Below are 18831 nucleotides of genomic sequence, written 5' to 3'. Positions count from 1 at the left end.
GGCAGCTCCTACAGGGGGAATGTACGCAGGCAACGGAATAATTTGCCGGGGTTAATAGGAAGCATTACTATTCACGCCCCTTTCTCAGCACGCCGCCCATACCCCCATGCGTCCCCGCAGACCCGGCTTTTTCGAGCATTACGAAGAGTTGATCGGCACCTGGACTCGTCGCCTGCGCAATCGCGCGCAGGCCGAGGATCTGGCGCACGATACCTTTGTGCGGGTGCTCGAATCCGATTCGGCGGCGGTGCAGCAGCCTCGGGCGTATTTGCATCAGACCGCACGCAACATCGCGGTCGACGGTTATCGGCGTGAGGATCGGCGGGGTGCCATGGAGTCGGAGGCGATCGATCACAGTGCGTCGTCGTCCGGCGACCCGGAGCATTACATGCATGCGATCCAACTGGCCGACTCCATCGAGCGGGCGCTGAGCGAGCTGCCGGTCAATTGCCGGAAGATTTTCGTCTGGCAGAAGATCGAAGGCCTGACCCAGGCGGAAATCGCCGAACGCCTGGGCCTGTCCAAGAACATGGTCGAAAAGTATATGATCCGCACCCTGCGGCATTTGCGTGATCGCCTGGACGGGTTGCAGTCGTGATGGTGTGTGTCGTTGAAAAGATCGCAGCCTTCGGCAGCTCCTACAGGGGGCTGTGTGTCTTTATATTCCCGGCCAAACAGGACATTCCATGATGGATACTCGTGATTGCGCGTGCGGGCAAACAACGGTGCGCGATGATGCGGCGCGCTGGTTTGTGCGTTTGCAGGAGCCGGTGGTCAGTGCCGACGAGCAGCAGCGCTTCGATGCCTGGCTGAATGAGCATCCGCAGCACCGTGACGAATTCCAGTTGCTTCAGGGGCTGTGGACGGCCGCTGATCTACTGCCGGCGCCACGCCTCAAAGCTTTGGTTGAAACTCCACCGACGCGCCGCGAACGACGTCCGTTGTTACGTTATGCCGTGGCCGCGAGTGTGGTGGCAGTGGCGCTCGGCCTCGGTCTGTTCAGCGGTTTGAATCATCCGGGCGGTTACAGCGCCGAATTCAGCACCGCGTTGGGCGAGCGCAAACACGTAGCGCTGCCGGACGGTTCGGTGATCGATCTGAACAGCCGTAGCCGCTTGCAGGTGCGCTTCGAAAACGATCGGCGGTTGATCGAATTGAGCGAAGGCGAGGCGATGTTCAGCGTCGAGCACGATACCTCGCGACCGTTCGTGGTCGAGGCCGGCAGCGGCAAGGTCACGGTCACCGGCACCCGTTTCGATGTGCGCCGCGACGTCACGCAAACCCGCGTGGCGGTGGAGCAGGGCACGGTGAAAGTGCAGGGCCACAATGCGCCGGACAACGACTTCATCAGCCTGACCGCAGGCCTCGGTACCTACGTCGATGCCCAAGGCAAAGTCGCTGCCGCCTATGCGGTCAACCCAGCAGAACTCACCGCTTGGCGCAGCGGCAAACTGGTGTTCAACAACGCCAGCCTCAGCGAAGTGGCCGCGGAAGTGTCGCGTTATCGCGAGAAGCCGCTGACCGTCAGCAACCCTGCGGTGGCCAGTCTGCGCCTGACCAGTGTGTTCAAATCCGACAACACCGAAGCCTTGCTCAAAGCCTTGCCGAGCATCCTGCCAGTGGCCGTTCGCACCCATGCGGATGGCAGTCAGGAAATAATTTCAAAATAAAATTCAGGTTTTTTTCGAGTTCATCGTCTTCCTGTTCAACTGCAACTGGTTTGCATTAACAGCCGCACACTCTTGCGATCCACAGGACTACGTTCGACGTGAAAACCACCACTGCCCACAATAAAAAATCCCCTTGGTTGCCGCTGGCCCTCGCGCTCGCGGTCAACGCTGCGATGCCGCTGGCGTTTGCGAGTGAAGCGATTCATATCCGCGCCCAGCCATTGGGTCAGGCGCTGAGCGAACTGGGCCAGCAAACCTCGCTGCAAGTGTTTTTCAGCCCTGATCTGGTCGCCGGCAAACAAGCCCCGGCCGTCGATGGCGACATCTCCCCGGAGCAGGCGCTGCGTCAGTTGCTGCAAGGCAGCGGTCTGGATTATCAGATCAACGAAGGCTCGGTAACGCTGTCGCCCGCTGCGACTTCCGCTGCGACCAACGGCCCGCTCGAACTGGGCGTGACCGACATCAAAGTGGTCGGCGACTGGCTCGGTGATGCCGACGCCGCCGTGGTGCAAAACCACCCCGGCGCACGCACGGTGATTCGCCGCGAAGCCATGGTCGAGCAAGGGGCGATGAACGTCAGTGACGTGCTCAAGCGTGTGCCGGGCGTGCAGGTGCAGGATTCCAACGGCACCGGCGGCAGCGATATTTCGTTGAACGTTGGCGTGCGTGGTCTGACGTCGCGCCTGTCGCCGCGCTCCACGGTGTTGATCGACGGCGTGCCGGCGGCGTTTGCGCCGTATGGCCAACCACAACTGTCGATGGCACCGATTTCCTCAGGCAACCTCGACAGCATCGACGTGGTTCGTGGTGCCGGTTCCGTGCGTTATGGGCCGCAAAACGTCGGCGGCGTGATCAACTTCGTCACCCGCGCGATCCCGGAAAAAGCCACCGGTGAAATCGGCACCACCCTGGAAACCACCCAGTACGGCGGCTGGAAACACATCGACACCGCGTTCCTCGGCGGCACGGCCGACAACGGCATGGGCGTGGCGTTGTTGTATTCGGCGTCAATGGCAACGGTTACCGCGAGCGCAACAACGGCAACGACATCGACGACGTGCTGCTCAAGACTCACTGGGCGCCGACCGATCAGGACGACTTCAGCCTCAACTTTCACTACTACGACGCCAGCGCCGACATGCCCGGCGGTCTGACGCAAAAGCAGTACGACGACAAACCGTACGACTCGGTGCGTGACTACGACCAATTCAGTGGTCGCCGCAAAGACGTGTCGTTCAAGTGGATTCGCCAGATTGACGAGCGCACCCAGGCTGAAGTGCTGACCTATTACACCGACAGTTTTCGCGGCAGCACCATCGCCGCCCGCGACCAGAAAACCCTCAGCTCGTACCCGCGTTCCTACTACACGCTGGGCATCGAACCACGGGTATCGCGGGTCTTCGATGTCGGCCCGACCAGCCAGGAAGTCAGCGTCGGTTATCGCTATTTGAAAGAGGCGATGCACGAGCAATCGAGTCGTCTGGCGCTGGTCAACAATCAGCCTGTCGTAACGCCGACGTCTGACGGTCATGTGTTCCAGGATCGCACCGGCGGCACCGAGGCCAACTCGGTCTACGTCGATAACAAAATCGACGTCGGCAACTGGACGATCACGCCGGGTATTCGCTTCGAACACATCAGCACTGACTGGCATGATCGCGCCGTGCTCGACACCGCTGGCAAACGCGTACCGGAGAAAAACCGCAGCATCGAAAGCAACGAACCGCTGCCGGCGCTGAGCGTGATGTATCACCTGTCGGACGCGTGGAAACTGTTCGCCAATTACGAAACGTCGTTTGGCAGCCTGCAGTATTTTCAGCTGGGGCAGGGCGGTTCGGGTGATCAGACCGCCAACGGTCTGGAGCCGGAAAAGGCCAAGACCTACGAAATCGGCACACGCTACAACGATGACGTGTGGGGCGGTGAAGTGACGCTGTTCTACATCGACTTCGATGACGAACTGCAATACATCAGCAACGATGTCGGCTGGACCAACCTGGGCGCGACCAAGCACCAGGGACTTGAAGCGTCGGTGCATTACGACATGGCGGCGCTGGATCCGCGTCTTGATGGTTTGACCGCCAACGCCGGTTTCACTTACACCCGCGCTACGTATGAAGGCGAGATTCCGGGCTTCAAGGGCCGTGATCTGCCGTTCTATTCGCGTCAGGTGGCGACGGTAGGTTTGCGTTACGACATCAACCGCTGGACGTACAACATCGACGGCTTTGCCCAGTCGAAACAGCGTTCGCCGGGTACCGGTGTCAACGCCGATGGCAGCTTCAACGGCAACTACATCACCGAAGGCACGGCGGACGGGCAGTACGGCGACATTCCGGGTTACGTGACCTGGAACGTGCGTGGCGGCTATGACTTCGGGCCGCAGGTGTCGAATTTGAAGTTGGGCGCGGGAGTGAAGAATATCTTCGACAAGCAGTACTTCACCCGTTCCAGCGATAATAATTCGGGGATGTATGTGGGCGCGCCAAGGACGTTCTTTGTGCAGGCCAGCGTTGGGTTTTAAAGCATAAGATAACTGATCGTTCCCACGCTCCGCGTGGGAATGCAGCCCGGGACGCTCTGCGTCCAAAAGCGGACGCGGAGCGTCCATTGAGGCATTCCCACGCAGAGCGTGGGAACGATCTCATGTAGGAGCGGCCGCAGGCTGCGATCTTTTGCTTCAGACTTTCAAGACTTTCCCGCCAATCGCGACGGCCACCAACAGCACCGCCATCAGCCCAAAGGCAAAGCTCAAACTGCTGGCGTGCGCGACAAAGCCAATCACCGCCGGCCCCGCCAAAATCCCCGCATAGCCCAACGTGGTAATCGCCGGCACCGCGATGCTTTCCGGCATCACCGTCTGTTTGCCCACCGCCGTGTACAGCACCGGCACGATGTTCGAGCAACCGGCGCCGACCAGCGCATACCCGACCAATGCCGCTTCCCAGCTCGGTGCGAACGTCGCCAGAAACAAACCGCCTGCCGCCAGCAGCCCGCCAAACAGAATGATCCGCGTGGCGCCGACGATCCGCACAATCCGGTCACCCATCAAGCGTCCCGCCGTCATGGTCAACGCAAACGCTGCATAACCCAATCCGGCATAGGCCGTGTCGATCCCGCGTTCCTGCGCCAGGAACACCGCGCTCCAGTCCAGCGCCGCGCCTTCGGTGAGGAAGACGATGAAGCACATCCCGCCGATAAACAGCACGATGCCGTGGGGGATGGCGAATGCCGGGCCCGAGCTTTCACTGCCGTAAGGCAGCATGTGCGGCACGCATTTGCACAGCGCCGCGATCAGCGCCACGACCACCACCAGCATCGCGGCGAGCGGCGTCAGGCCGAGGCCGAGCAGGGCGCTGACGCCCGCCGCACCGACGATCCCGCCGAGGCTGAACAAGCCGTGAAAGCCCGACATCATGTTCTTGCCGCTGGCGCGCTCGACGATCACCGCTTGCAGATTGACCGTCGAATCCACCGTGCCTAGGCCGGCGCCGAACATGAACAACGTGGCGACCAGCGCAGGGATCGATGACACCGTCGCCAGTAACGGCAACGCCGCGCAAATCAACAACGTGCCGCCCGTGGCCACGCGCCGACAGCCGAAGCGTGTAGCGAGAATCCCCGCCAGCGGCATTGCCAGAATCGAGCCGACGCCCAGACACAACAACAGCAAACCCAACGTGCCCTCATCCAGTCCGGCGCGCGCCTTGGCGTACGGCACCAACGGCGCCCACGCCGCGATGCCGAGCCCGGCGATGAAAAAGGCGATGCGCGTGGACATCTGTTGCAGGCGTCCGGGGACGAAGGTGGCTTGGGCGTTGAGGCTGGTCATATCGATCCTTGGCAAAAAACTTCGCGTCCCCGAAGGACAGTGATACGGCGTCGAGGTTCGATCGCCAGTCATCCGAGGAAGTACAGACGACATCCTACCTTCTCCTGTAGGAGCTGCGGCACGCTGCGATCTTTTGATCTTTGTTTTTCAAAATCAGAATCAAAAGATCGCAGCGTGCCGCAGCTCCTACAGTGGATTGCGGTTTACAGTGGGTTTTTTCGGTTGCGGGGATTACGAGTGATGACGCAGTTTTATGATGCGCGGGGCAATATCTACGGTGTGGTTTCGCCGCAAGCCTTGCGCGAGGCGGGCATTGATCTGCCTGCCAGCGCTGCCGAATGCGCATCCTTGCGCCAGTCCTGGACTGAGGCCGCTATCAAACGCTGCTGCGACTGGCCCGATGGCCAGCGCCCAGCCAACAGCAAATCCCACCGCAGTGACGGCCTGCTGATCGGCCCGTTCCAGACCTCGCCGCCGTTCGATGTGCTGATCGTCAACACCGACGGCACCCTCGCCGAGCGCAGTGGCAACGGTTTGACGATTTTCTCCAAAGCGCTGACCGAGCACGGATTGCTGCCGGAGGAGGGCGCGTTGTTGCGCGTTCATCACGACAAAGGCGACGCGGTGGAAACGTCGGTGAAGCCTGCCGAAGTCGAAGGTGTGCGAGGCTTCTGGCTCGATCTCGGTCAAGCGGATTTCGGGCCGTGCGCGGTGGGGGCGCAGGGCGTTGAAAGTGTTGATTTCAATGGCCAGGAGGTCAGCAGAATTCAGCCATTGGCGGCACTTGATCCGACCTGGGAGCACAGCCAATTTGTGCGCATCGGCAATCCACATTGCGTGACGCTGCTTGGCGACAAGTCGGCGTTGCCGAGTAACGAACAGATGCGTGAGTCGCCACTGAATGAAGGCCTGACCCAGATCGCCTACGCCATGCCGACCGGCGTTGGCGACCCGTGTCCGGCGGGCGTCAATCTGCAATGGGCGGCACGCGATTCCGAGCAACGCATCGTCGCGCGCGTCTTCGAACGTGGCGAAGGGCCGACGGCGTCATCAGGCACCAGTGCCAGTGCGGTGGCGTGTGCGGCATGGCGGGTGGGTTGGGTTGAAGCAGGAGAAGTGCAGGTGGTCATGCCCGGCGGCACGGCACCCATTTTGCTGGAAGCAATCGACGGCGAGCAGGTGCGCGTCAGATTGTTTGGTACGGCGCGGTTGATCGGCTGAACTCGAAACCGCCATCGCTGGCAAGCCAGGCTCCCACAGGGTTTTGTGCTGAACACATTATTTGTGTGCACCTCTGAACCATTGTAGGAGTGAGCCTGCTCGCGATTGCGGTGAGTCAGGCAACATATGATTTGAATGGTAGTCCGCTATCGCGAGCAGGCTCACTCCTACAGTGGATTATTGGTGTACCGAGTTTTAGTGTTCACCTCCAAACCCTGTGGGAGCCTGGCTTGCCAGCGATGGGGCCCGCCAGGACACCTCGTCAGTGGGCCTTGAACAACGTCACCGACACCACCTGCTCACCCTGCACCTCCAACCGCAGCAATGCGCGGGGCGACGGCTCATCCTCGAAACATTCAACAATCACCGCGTGCGCCGAACTGGCCTGCAATGCCAGCTGCCGCGCATGTTTCAACAGGCGTTTCACCGCTGCACTGACCGGCATCGGCGCGTGCCCGCCGCGCACTTGCTCACAGAATTCCAACGCGATTTCACGGGGTGTCGGTGCCGGCGGTGATGCCAACCCAGACTCGTCGAACAGCCGATTGAGTTGTTCCGCCGCGCTCACCGCCCGCGGAAACCCCGCGAATGCCGAGGCCTGCAACAGCACCTCAGTCATTTCACCGGGGGCCAAACCCGAGGCCAGCCCTGTCTTCAGATGCACACTCAATGGCGGGCCGACCATGCCCGACGCAACGATGGCGGCGAACGACACCGCTTCGCGCAGGCGCGGATCGAGGCCCGGGCGCGCGTGCAAATGCCCATAGACCACGCCAACCGCCAATTCACCCAGCGCGGGCACGGTGTGAAACAGCGCATCGAGCCGAGCGCCGCCGTCGGGTACAAGTTCGGTAAACGTCTGTCGGCCTTCGTGGTACAGCGAGGCCATGGGCGAGGGGGTGTGGTTCATTGGGAAATCCTCAAGAAAATGAGGATGGCGGCTGATCAACTACGCACGAACTTCAGCATGAAGAAGCATCCATCGCAGGGGTTGCCGGCGTCATTGCGACGCCGGTTTCTTCACCTTAGACGAACTCCACCACCGGCATCTGCCGTTTCATCAGCACTTTGCCGGCGCGAATCGAATACAGCGGTAAACCCTGACTGCGGATCACCTCATAATCACTGTCCGCCGACAGTATCAGCAGGTTCGCCGGACGCCCCTGTTCCAGCCCATAACGCTCGCCCAGATGCATCGCTTTGGCGCTGTTGTCGGTGACCAGATCCAGCGCACTTTGCAGGTTGCGATAGCCGAGCATGTGGCAGATGTGCAGCCCCGCCTCAAGCACACGGAGGATGTTGCCGTTGCCCAGCGGATACCACGGATCGACGATGGAATCCTGACCGAAACACACGTTCATCCCGGCTTCGAGCAACTCGTTCACGCGGGTGACGCCACGGCGTTTCGGGAAGTTGTCGAAGCGCCCTTGCAGGTGGATGCTTTCGGTTGGGCATGAGACAAAACTGATCCCGGAATGCCCGAGCAGACGGAACAGTTTCGCGCAGTAAGCGTTGTCATAAGAACCCATCGCCGTGGTGTGGCTGGCGGTGACCAGCGCGCCCATGTCGCGGCTGCGTGCTTCTTCGGCGAGTACTTCGAGGAAGCGCGAGTGTGGGTCGTCGGTTTCGTCGCAGTGCACGTCGACCAGGCAACCGGTGCGCTCGGCCAGGTCCATCAGAAACTTCACCGAACTGACGCCCTGATCGCGGGTGTATTCAAAGTGTGGAATGCCGCCAACCACGTCAGCACCCATGCGAATCGACTCTTCCATCAACTCGCGGCCATTGCGGAACGATTCGATGCCTTCCTGTGGGAACGCGACGATTTGCAGGTCGATCAGGTGACGGCTTTCTTCGCGCACTTCGAGCATGGCTTTCAGTGCGGTGAGTTGTGGATCGGTGACGTCGACGTGGGTGCGCACGTGCTGAATACCGTGCGCGGCGAGGGTCTGGATGGTTTTCTTGGCGCGGGTCTTGGTGTCTTCTTCGGTGATGGTGACCTTGCGCTCGCCCCAGCACTCAATGCCTTCGAACAGCGTGCCGCTCATGTTCCAGCGCGGTTCGCCGGCGGTGAGGGTGGCGTCGAGGTGAATGTGTGGCTCGACGAAGGGCGGCACCACCAGATTGCCGCCGGCGTCGAGGTCGTCGGGGCCCAGCGTCGGCGCTTCGGTCTGCCGGGCGATGCTGCGGATCAGGCCGTCTTCGAGGTGCAATTCGTGCAAACCTTCCTGGTTGCGCAAACGGGCGTTGATGATGTGCATCAGGCGAATCCTTTTTTATAAGTCTTGTAGTGGCGCGGCCGCGCTGCGAGCGCCGAGCGCGCCGGTGACGATGACATACGTTAACGCGGCAGCGGCGATGCCTACCAGCGGCGCAACCCATGGCGAGCTGAACGCGGCGACGGTGCCGACCGCGTAAGCCCCGAGGCCCGGCCAGTTGAACGCCGGCAACCGTGCGTCGGCCAGGCGTGGATAGTGCCCGCGCCAGCGGTAGAAAAAGTCGGCCATGATCACCCCGCCAATCGGCGGAATCACCGTGCCGAGCAGAATCAGGTAGGGCACGAGCATGTCGTACATGCCGAGCAACGCGAGCAAGGTGCCAATCACTGCACCGGCCAGCGTCACGGTCTTGCGCCGTCCGGTGCGCAGCAGGTTGCAACCGGCGACGGCGAAGTTGTAGATGGTGTTGTCCTGGGTGCTCCAGATGTTCAGCAGCAGCATGGCCATCGCGGCCATGGCGAAGCCTTGCAACAGCAGCACTTCAACCACGTCCGGCTGTTGATAGACGATGGCGCCGTACGCGCCGATCAACACCATCAAGCCGTTGCCGATGAAGAAACCGATCAGGCTGGCCAGCACCGCGACACGCGCCGAGCGCGAGAAACGCGTCCAGTTGGTCGCTTGCGTCGCGCCGCTGACGAAGGTGCCGAACACCAAAGTGATCGCCGTCGACCAGTCCAGCGAACCGCTCGGCACGACGCTGAGCAATCCTTCGAAACCGCCAACTTTCACTGTCGCCACCCACATCGACAGCATCAGCAGCAACATCATCGCCGGCACTGCGATGTACGACAGAATCTCCAGCCCACGATAACCGACGTAAGCCGTGGCACAGAACACCAGACCGAACAGCACCATCAGCCCGAGCACCGTGCCCTCATCAAGCTCGAAGTATTTGCCGAGCACCACCGCAGCCGTGGCAGTGCCCCAGGCGTACCAGCCGATTTGAGTGAAACCGAGGATCAGGTCGCTGAGTTTGCTGCCGACTTCGCCGAAGCAGAAGCGCCCCATCAACACCGAATTAAGGCCGCTCTTGAAGGCGATGTAACCGAGGCCTGCCGCGTACAAACCGAGCAGCAAGTTGCCGACGATGATCACCGCCATCATCTCGCCGAAACTGAACGCCACGCCGAGCTTGCCGCCGGCAAACATGGTCGCGGTGAAAAACGTGAAGCCCAGTAACACCATCGCCGTAGAGGCCAGGCCTTTGCGCGCGTGCATCGGGACTTCGCTGAGGGGGTAATCGTTGCCGGGATCGTTCTGCGTCATGGGGCGGTCCTTGCTGAGAAAGAGAAGACGCGGAGAAAGGTTGCAGTGGTCGTGCCATGTTCCGTTTGGCGCGGGTTATGTATAGACGAGTCGCGTGGATTAGCGCGAAATCGGTGCACCTGACTTCACCGAAGCCCAATGTAGGAGCTGCCGCAGGCTGCGATCTTTTGATTTTGCTCGTTCCCACGCTCTGCGTGGGAATGCAGCCCGGGAAGCTCCGCGTCCCACCCAAAGCCGAACGCGGAGCGTCCGTTGAGGCATTCCCACGCAGAGCGTGGGAACGATCAAGGTCAGAGGAAGCGTAATAGGGCGGCGACGATGGCTTCGGGGGCGTCTTCCTGGACGAGGTGGCCGGCGTCGGGAATCGGGTGGAATTGTGATCCCGGGATCATTTGATGTAACGCTCGGCCACGCTCGATGGGAATCCACTGATCGTCTTCGCCCCAGAGAATCTGTACCGGGCAGCGGATGCTCGGATACAACGGTTCTGCCTCACGGGTATAGCGCTCATCCATCTGCGCAATCTGCCGATAGAACGCCGCTTGCCCGGGATCGCCGAGCCACGGCTCTACGTAAGGCGCGAGTTCGTCGTCGGGAATCGCCCGGTGAATCGCCCCGCGAATGTAGGCCGGCACGACGGCGCGCTGGATGTAATCGGGCAGACCGCTGAATGCCGCTTCGTGCTGGCGAACATGCTGCACAAACGGCGAGCCCCATGGCGTCAGCGCCACCGGATCGATCAGCGTCAGGCTGCGGTAATCCTTGCCATTGAGCAGGTGAGTGCGCAGCGCCGTGGCACCGCCAAAGTCATGGGCGACCACGTCGGGATTTTGGATATTCCAGTGATCGAGCAACTGCGCCAACAACTGGTTTTGCACACCGAGGGAGACATCGGCGGCAGGTTTCGCGGAGCGTCCATAACCGAGCAAATCGAAGTAATACACACGGTGCGTGGCAAAGAAGTGCGGCGCAATCCGATGCCACACGTAAGACGAGAAAGGTGTGCCATGCACGAACACCAGCGGCGGGCCATCGCCACGTACGGCATGGCGCACTGAGTGACCGTTGAAGTCAAAGACTTGATCCAGCAGCCAGTCTGTCATGGGGCTGTCCTCTTCGCGTGTTCAAGCCAATAGCATAATCAATAATCGGCCAATAGGTTGTGCCGCTTCTATAAAGTATCTTTCTCAAAGTTTCGATTGTTTGTTGCATGTTTCCGTAATGGCTTGTAGTGCGTTGTTTTTGGTTTTTTTGTGGGCATGGCGTAGTTTTGTTCTCGTATTTAATTCCAGATCGAATTTTCAACTTCAGTGTTTGTGAAGTTGGGTGAACGGCTGCGTGTCGCTTTTATTTTCGAAGTTATCGCTAAAAAGGATGTTTAAGAATGGCTTCAGAAAGTTTTGTAATCAGTGAATATCAGGAATGGCAAAAGATCGCTGCCCCTTCGGAGGTTGAGAGCATCTTGAACGCCTTCAAAGGCGCCGAACACTACGAAGCCGCGCTCAGGTATCAGGCGGCGGCGCTGTTGCAAGAGACATCGGAGGGCATGCTCCAGACCATCAGCCTGTTCCGGGAAACGTTGCTGGCGTTGCAGAGTCAGGAAGAAGTTGCGGGGCTGGCTGATCTTGTGCGTACAGTGGAAAGTTATCGTCAACGTCTGCAAAACACCGTCATGCTGACTGCCCATGAAGTGCCGAAACACCTGCATTTTGTCTGGGTGGGCGGCGCAATGTTTGGCGTCAATCAGCGCGACTACTTCAATATCTGGAAAGCCCGGGCCCCGGCAGACTTTACTTTCAGTCTCTGGTACGACCCCGAGGCGTTGATGGCGTTTGATGTCAATCGCACCCTGGTGCAAGCCGCCAAGGCAGACGCCATGCTTTCAGGGGGCGATCAGCCGATTTCCAGTTTTGCCTTGAGTCAGTTGTACGAAGCGCGGTTGGCGGTCTTGCGGCGACAGGCCTTCGATTTCATCCAGCAAGCACAAGTACGCGGGCTGAGCCCCGATGAAGCGCGCATCGAATTTCTGGTCGAAGCATTTGCTCAGGACAAGTCGCAACTGCGGGCGGCGCGAGAGCGCTACTTGCAAAGTCACTTGGACATGGCCGACGAACGTGTGCAGGTACGCAATGCCCGGCAGGCGTTCAGGGAACACTTTCTGTGGTCTGCCTATGACCGTGAAATATCCTTGCGTGGCAACTTTGCGGCGGCTTCCGATGTGGTGCGGCTGCAAGCTGTGCATGGGGAGGGGGGTGTTTACAGTGACCTTGATTACTTGCTGCCGCTCGCTGATGAGATCGGGGGTATCAATATCGCGAAGATGGACTCGTCGGCGCGAGCCGGTGTCTTGCAGTTGCTGCTCAATCACAACCCGCAATTAATGCCTGGGCGCGATGGCAGTCGATATCAGGACGTGTTGGTTAATATTCCTCAAGCACAGTTTGCTGAACTTGAGGCGTTGGCGAAAAGTTTACCAACACTTGATCAGATTTTTGCACCGGTGAATTCGCAGTCCACCGCCACTGATATGTTTGGCATGGGATCACCGACCGATCCCGGTTCGCCCAATCCAAAGTTGATGAATGCTTACATCGTTGCGCATTCGCAAGCTGACATGACGCTTTTTACGATGAAACTGGTTCGGTATTACTACGACGTCATCGAAGCGGTTGAGCGCGAACTGGATAAAAAGGGCCTTGCCTGGGAGGAAGCGCAGGTACTGAGCGAGACGCAAACCAGGTTGGGTGAAATTGATTCGCCATTCGCCGGAAATGAAACGCTGCTACGTCTCTGGAAAGCGTATGAGTTTCGGATTATCAGCGCGATTGTCACGTATCACCGGGACGGTGTCGTACCGGGAGCCGGTGCAACGATCGATCTCACGGGCCCTGGTGCGTTACTGGCGGGGACGGAGCTCTTTGCCGAGCATCGATACACGTCGCGCGGGGCATTGCAGGTCAAAGCGTTACAGCACGTAAAATACGGCTACAACACGGCCACTGAAGAGGAGTTGATCAGCGGCTGGAAGGAGCGCGACGACAGCGAATCTTCCTGGGTGGCGAACGAACAACAAGCCTGGCGCGACGGCAAATTCAAGGCACGTTACACCGCCAATCTGCAGGAGCTGCTCAAACCGGCGAATACCCTGACCTTCAAGCGTGGCTGGCCAGTGGTTGAGGGCAAACCGGTACTGATCACCGCTATCGTGCAACGGCTGATCGATGAGCTGGGCGAACCGTTCATTCGGGCCATGAGCGACAAGCTCAGTGGCGATGTGGTGTTTGCGGGCAACGCCAGCCTGAGTTTCGATGAGCGTCGTCAAATACGAAGCCAACGGATCGACGACATCCCGGCGTCCGTCGGCGCACAGCACCCGGAAAATCTCAATGAACTGTTGGTGCATCTCGGGCGTGGTTCGCTACCCCTTGAGCAACTGAGCCCGGTGCATCGCGTGGTACTTGGCGGGCTGTTTGCTGCTGAAAGTCTTGATAGCGCAGGGTTTGAACCCGCGTGGCAAGCCGCGCAAGCACTCGCCAGAGACAGCGCTGATGACGGGTTATTCGCGCGTTTTGCTGCCATCGAGAAAACCTTGTCTGAACGTCAGGCCCCGGCCTTCGTAGCGGCGCTGGCGCGTAACGTCAAACGGGGCGAGCAGTCGGCCCGTGAACTCAAGGTACTGGCGCTGTCGCGGTCGCTGACGCTAAGTCATTGGGGCCAATCCATTGCGCAAATCAATGCCACCGCGCAGTGGGAATATCGCACCCGGATCCTCAAGCAGGCAGCGCCCGTGCGCGAGCAGTTTTTCAAGGCGGGCGCGGTCTCTGCGCGGCAAATGCCCCAGGCCTTTCTGGTGCACGCGGCGGGTGATCCTGGCCGCCGCTGTTATCCGCTGGCGTTGCTGATGGCGGTGGCATTCAGCCGTGGTGAGAGCGCCGAACGCGCGCTGATCGGCAGGGTCGCCAACGCCAGTCTGGCGCCAGCGGACGCTGACTCCCGGGCGTTACTGTTGTCGCTCGATGAGCTGCGTGAGGTGCGCATGAACCTCGTCGGCACGTCATTGGGAAGTCACGATTTGCAGGGAGTGATGGCGGCGCTGGAGGCGAAAGCGGCGTCCAGTGTGCTGCTGCTCGACACCGGCAATCATGTGTTGCTGGCGGCCCGAGTGGTGAACGCTGACAGCACGGCTTATCGCTTCTTTGAGCCGAATTTCGCGGTGTATGGTTTCGAGCATGGATCGGCGATGCAACAAGGCATCAAAGAACACCTGCTTCGCGATGGTGGTGAGTTGGCAAGGTTGTATGGTTTGGCGGATGCCGGCGATCTGCGCTTCAACGTGGTTGAGCTGAACACTGCCGCCATTGCCGAGACCGTGTTGCCCTCGAGTCTGCAGGTTGGCAGCTTGCTTGAGAACACTGCGCTCCCGGGGGTTGAGTCGATCAGTGTGTGGGAGAAGCAATCAGCGCTGAGGGCACGCTCGCTGTCGGAAAATGCCCGACTGGGCGAAAGCCTCGCGCAAGTGGATGCACGCTATCTGACGCAAGAGTTCGATCTGGCGACGCGCCAATTGCGCAACGAACATGGGCTGCGCAGCGAATACATGCCGCTTCTGGAAACCGTCAAAAGCACCGCCGACGGGCGCTTTTCGCTCACCATGATCGACGCGCGACATCCGGCCGACAGCGTCCACATCAACACCACCGATGCGCGCTTCTTGAAAGTAAAAAAAGGAATTCAGCAGTTGGTCGATGCGGTTTCCGGCAATACCGGCGGCCCTGGCGCGGAGGAGGGTGGCAGTCGGCTGAGTTTCGCTTTTGCCATCCAGACACTGGTGACGGAAATGCGCGACCGCGAACGTCAGATCGATGCCGGTTCGCTGCCAACGCTGTCCATCGCCCTGCAGGTTCAGGTCTATGTGAGCTATGCGCAACTGGCCTACGGCGTGGTGACAGACACGGTGCAGATGATCAATCTGGTGCGTCAGGTGGCACTCAGCGAACAGGCGTTTATCAAGCAGCAAACCTCGGTGTCGGGTCGGCTGTTGGGGCGTGTTTCGACGGGTATCGGTATCGGCTTTTCACTGATCAATATCGGCTTCGACATCCATGGCCTGACGGTGGCAAGCAATGATGAAGAACGTTCGCGGCTGACCACGCAACTGGCGTTCAATCTGGCAGCGCTGGGCCTTGATGTGACCGCGTTGGCCGTGGGCGGAACCGTGGGTGCGGCAGCTTCGTTTTTGGCGGTGCCGCTGTTGGGGCTGGGCATCGGTTTCACGGCCATCGCCAGCAACCTTGGACAAATCAGTGACAAGGCACGAAACGTCGGCAGACATCTGTTGATGATTCACGATGCCTACGGGCTTGAAGGGGTCGAGCGTAAGGACGGTGTGCTGAAGTTTGCCGTGGAAGCGGTGATCACCGAACTTGATCTGCAGGCGCGTCAGGTCAAGTTCGATAGCCAGCGGTTTTTCCCGTTGGAGCCGCACACATTGGGTTTGCCTGGCTACAACTCGTTCCCTGAGCATCTGCATCGGGCCATCAATATTCGCGAGGCGATGTCTCGCGCAGGCACTCTCAAATTCGGCAAGACGGATGATCGGGGTATAGAAATCGTCGTTCTGCCCTGTACGCCCCAGTGTTACTACGGGTATGAGTACAATTTGGTTTTGTTTTCGGGATTTAAGCCGGACGATGATCTTTACCCGCGCGTAAAGGCTTTGCATGAGGCTTACGATGGCGACCTCGAAGGCTACTTCGAAAGCTCTTCAATGACCCTGTATCCGAACATTCTGGACAGTTGGAAAAAACGCCTGGAATTTGCCAGTGACAATGACGAGCAGCGCTTCCAGTTTTTCTCCACCGCCCCGTTTCCACACATTCTTTACAAGCTCCTGCCCGTCAACAAACCGACGACCATCACAGTGACGCTGGATGATCAGGCGCGTTACCTGGTCGTCCCTGAATTGCCGAAGGAATGGCACAACCTGCTGAGTTACGAGATCACCGGTCAATCCGGGCTTTATCAACTGACACTGACACCCGGTGTCATCAAGGTTCGATTGAGCAAACCCGGCGGCTTGCATGAAGTCAACTGGTTGATCAGGGCCCCCTGGGCGAGCGAGAAACAGGTCGGTTTTGGCGGTGGGGATCTGATCGTCGGCGGCGTACGGGTCGCCGGCTTCAACGGTTTTCTGCTGCTCAGGGATGGCGAGCTGTTTCAGTTTGATCGAGAGAAAGACACGTGGATGTTGGTGTCGATCACGCTGAGCAAAAGTACCCACGAGTTGCCAGATGCCAAGCCTGCTGACATGCCCACGGTGTTGGCGCGCCTGCGCACGCTGGCCAAAGCCAATCGACTGGCTGGCCGCTATGTGCCCCTGTATCACTTCATCGTGCCGTTTAATCACGACGCCGATGTGCAATACACCACCGCTTACTACGACGTGGCACTGGATCGAGTGCTGTATGTGCGCGACATGCCGGCCGCATTACGCGAAGGCATGGCATTGGGCGGCGTTTCCGGTCAACAGGCGTGGTTCTACCACCCGGATTACGCGACGGTATGGCACGTCGATGCCGCCATGGGCCGCGTCAATCATGCTTATCGCCTGCTGAGTCCGCGCGAAGGCTCGAAGATCATTGGCTGCGAGCAAACCGCTGACGGCAAGCTGCGTGTTCTTCAGGAAATGATCCACGATGAAGACGCGCGCTGCACGCTGGAGTACCTGATCGCCGACAACACCGTCACCTTCGTCCACATCAACGCTGACTACGCATTCAGGAGCGATACTGCGTGGTTAGGCGGGACGTGGGCGGAGCGGCTCAGTCGGTTTGTGCAGCCCGACGATCAACTGGCGGCGCTTGCCGAGATCGACGTGCCGTTAAGTCTTTGGACATCCGCTCCGTTTGTGGGAGTGCGTGGCTATCTATTGGGCAATCCTGTGGCGTCGGGCTGGATACGTTTGAGTGACGATAAGTTTTACGCAAATGACGGTTCGGATGACGAGGAGCCGGTGCAAAAAATCATGCTGATGTGGGATCAGTCGGACAATGAGTCAATGCTCTTCTACGACGTGGCGAAAAGCGCGCTGATACGTGGTTTTTCCAATCCCGCAGGTCCGGATAGCGCGCTTGATCAAACCTTGATAAGCGATGTGGCTGAAGTGACGCAATCGCAAGGTCGCTACATCTTGACCAGGGGCGATGGGCAGATGTTCGAGATCGATAAGGACGCTGCGCCGACGTTCATCGGTGTCGGCAAGCGTTGGCTCGACCATCACCCCGACTGGATTTTCGCGCTGCCTGCGCTGGTCATCGAGCACGGCAAACGACCTTTCCCGGTGATTGGCCTGTCGCAGTTCAGCGAACATACCCTGCTGGCGGCCTGGTGTGTCGACGGCAAGCTGTGTGTGAGTCAGGTCAATCCTGGCAAAGAGCTGGCGTTGCTCAGTCTGACCCCGGATGGCCAGGCCGTATGGTTTTTCGATACCGAAGCCGGTCAGCTCTATCGTCAGGAATTCAGCAGCGCCGAAACGCTTCGCGAGGCATTTGCCGGTGGTTCGCGGCTGCTGCATCCGGAGCGGTTACCGGCGGCGCAAAAAGTATGGGCCGAGTGGTGTTTTGCCGACGTCGTCAGCGAAGGACAGCGGTTGCGCGGCCGCACTCGCGAAGGCGTCAATCTTGAACTGGTGGATGAGCAGCCAGCGCGGATAGTCAGCGTGGAAAATGCATGGGCTCGTGCCGATCAGAGCGGCTTGTCACTTCAGGCGCGTCTGCACAATCTGCTGGCGGGACACGCCCACGCACCGGTGCTCGCGGTTGAGCACAGTGGCGATCAGTATGCTTACTACCTGGTGGAGCAAGAGCAACTGTTTGTCCTCAAGGGGCGTCCCGACGGTCAGTGGGCGCAGTTCCTGGGGGTGAAAAACGTGTGGCAGACGCTGTTGTTCGATGCACTGGACAAAGTATTTTACCGCCGCGATTCGGATAACCGTTTCAACCTTGCGGCCAGTCACGCGGCGCGGGACGGTGAGGTGCTCACGCTGGAAAGCACAATCGATGTCGACGACTTGCAACCGTTGTTGCTTGATGGGGTCGAGACGTTGGTTCTGGCATTCGGTTTGAATGCGCAGACGTTCCGGGTATCGGACGAGGCCTGGCGACGGCTGGATTGTATTGTTGTCGATCGCCGGCATGTCTCCGAAGACGGTGCGCCGGGTGAGCATACGCTGCTACTGGAACGGTTCGGCAGTGCGCACTGGCTGGTGTCGGAGGCGCGGGGCAGCCTGTTGCTGGTCGATCCGGACACTGCGCAAACGTTGATTATCCGCGACGTCGAGCCACAGGATGGACAATTGCGGGTGCCGATCTACTTGAGCGTCGCCATTGAGGGGCGCGATCACCGGCTGAATGTCGAGCAACTGCTGAGCACTTTGCAGCAAGTGCAGACTGCGGGGGAGGTGATCGAGTTGAAGACGCTGATCGACTCACTCAGCGACTAAGTTCGCTGAGCGAATAAAAAAAGGGTCGTGAGCAGTAATGCTCACGACCCTTTTTTGCGT

The 18831-nt window shown here is 59.5% G+C and carries 9 protein-coding genes and 1 pseudogene; 5 read left to right on the top strand and 5 right to left on the bottom strand.

Translation table 11 applies throughout. The annotated features are described in order from the left end of the window. The first annotated feature begins 106 nt into the window (after positions 1–106). The 3 genes and pseudogenes from ACIP66_RS06805 to ACIP66_RS06795 all read left to right on the top strand — a co-directional run bounded on the left by ACIP66_RS06805 (position 107) and on the right by ACIP66_RS06795 (position 4194). Positions 107–598, top strand: a complete 492-nt coding sequence (locus ACIP66_RS06805) for a sigma-70 family RNA polymerase sigma factor (RefSeq protein WP_212545666.1) — start codon at positions 107–109, stop codon at positions 596–598. Between the two features lie 88 nt (positions 599–686). Then, positions 687–1670 carry a FecR family protein gene (locus ACIP66_RS06800; RefSeq protein WP_212545667.1) on the top strand — a complete coding sequence of 328 codons (984 nt, stop codon included), beginning with the start codon at positions 687–689 and terminating at the stop codon, positions 1668–1670. Between the two features lie 98 nt (positions 1671–1768). Then, positions 1769–4194 (top strand): annotated as a pseudogene (locus ACIP66_RS06795) (TonB-dependent siderophore receptor). A 156-nt stretch (positions 4195–4350) separates the two neighbouring features. On the opposite strand, the gene ACIP66_RS06790 reads toward ACIP66_RS06795, so the two are convergent. After that, positions 4351–5502 carry an MFS transporter gene (locus ACIP66_RS06790; RefSeq protein WP_400646502.1) on the bottom strand — a complete coding sequence of 384 codons (1152 nt, stop codon included), beginning with the start codon at positions 5500–5502 and terminating at the stop codon, positions 4351–4353. Positions 5503–5742: 240 nt separating this feature from the next. On the opposite strand from ACIP66_RS06790, the gene ACIP66_RS06785 reads away from it, so the two are divergent. Continuing rightward, positions 5743–6723 (top strand): diaminopimelate epimerase, encoded by a 981-nt coding sequence (locus ACIP66_RS06785; protein WP_400646499.1) that lies wholly within the window; start codon positions 5743–5745, stop codon positions 6721–6723. 262 nt (positions 6724–6985) lie between these two features. Here the strand turns inward: ACIP66_RS06785 and ACIP66_RS06780 are convergent, their stop codons facing one another. The 4 genes from ACIP66_RS06780 to ACIP66_RS06765 all read right to left on the bottom strand — a co-directional run bounded on the left by ACIP66_RS06780 (position 6986) and on the right by ACIP66_RS06765 (position 11374). Beyond that, complete coding sequence (locus ACIP66_RS06780) at positions 6986–7633, bottom strand: carboxymuconolactone decarboxylase family protein (protein ID WP_053121944.1); 648 nt, start codon at positions 7631–7633, stop codon at positions 6986–6988. 115 nt (positions 7634–7748) lie between these two features. Beyond that, positions 7749–8984: a cytosine deaminase gene (gene codA / locus ACIP66_RS06775; RefSeq protein WP_053121942.1), complete on the bottom strand. Its 1236-nt coding sequence runs from the start codon at positions 8982–8984 to the stop codon at positions 7749–7751. A gap of 15 nt (positions 8985–8999) precedes the next feature. Further along, on the bottom strand, positions 9000–10271 hold the full coding sequence (codB, locus tag ACIP66_RS06770; protein WP_159815696.1) for a cytosine permease: 1272 nt from the start codon (positions 10269–10271) through the stop codon (positions 9000–9002). A 290-nt stretch (positions 10272–10561) separates the two neighbouring features. Next, entirely contained in the window at positions 10562–11374 is an 813-nt protein-coding gene (locus ACIP66_RS06765) for an alpha/beta fold hydrolase (protein ID WP_400646495.1), read from the bottom strand. Positions 11375–11655: 281 nt separating this feature from the next. Between ACIP66_RS06765 and ACIP66_RS06760 the strand changes: the two genes are divergently transcribed. After that, positions 11656–18771 (top strand): TcdA/TcdB pore-forming domain-containing protein, encoded by a 7116-nt coding sequence (locus ACIP66_RS06760; protein WP_400646492.1) that lies wholly within the window; start codon positions 11656–11658, stop codon positions 18769–18771. Positions 18772–18831 lie beyond the last annotated feature (60 nt).

Source organism: Pseudomonas sp. NPDC088429 (genome assembly GCF_044753305.1).
Lineage (GTDB): Bacteria > Pseudomonadota > Gammaproteobacteria > Pseudomonadales > Pseudomonadaceae > Aquipseudomonas > Aquipseudomonas rustica.
Note: the sequence above shows the minus strand (reverse complement) of the source record. Positions and strands in the feature narration are given on the sequence as shown.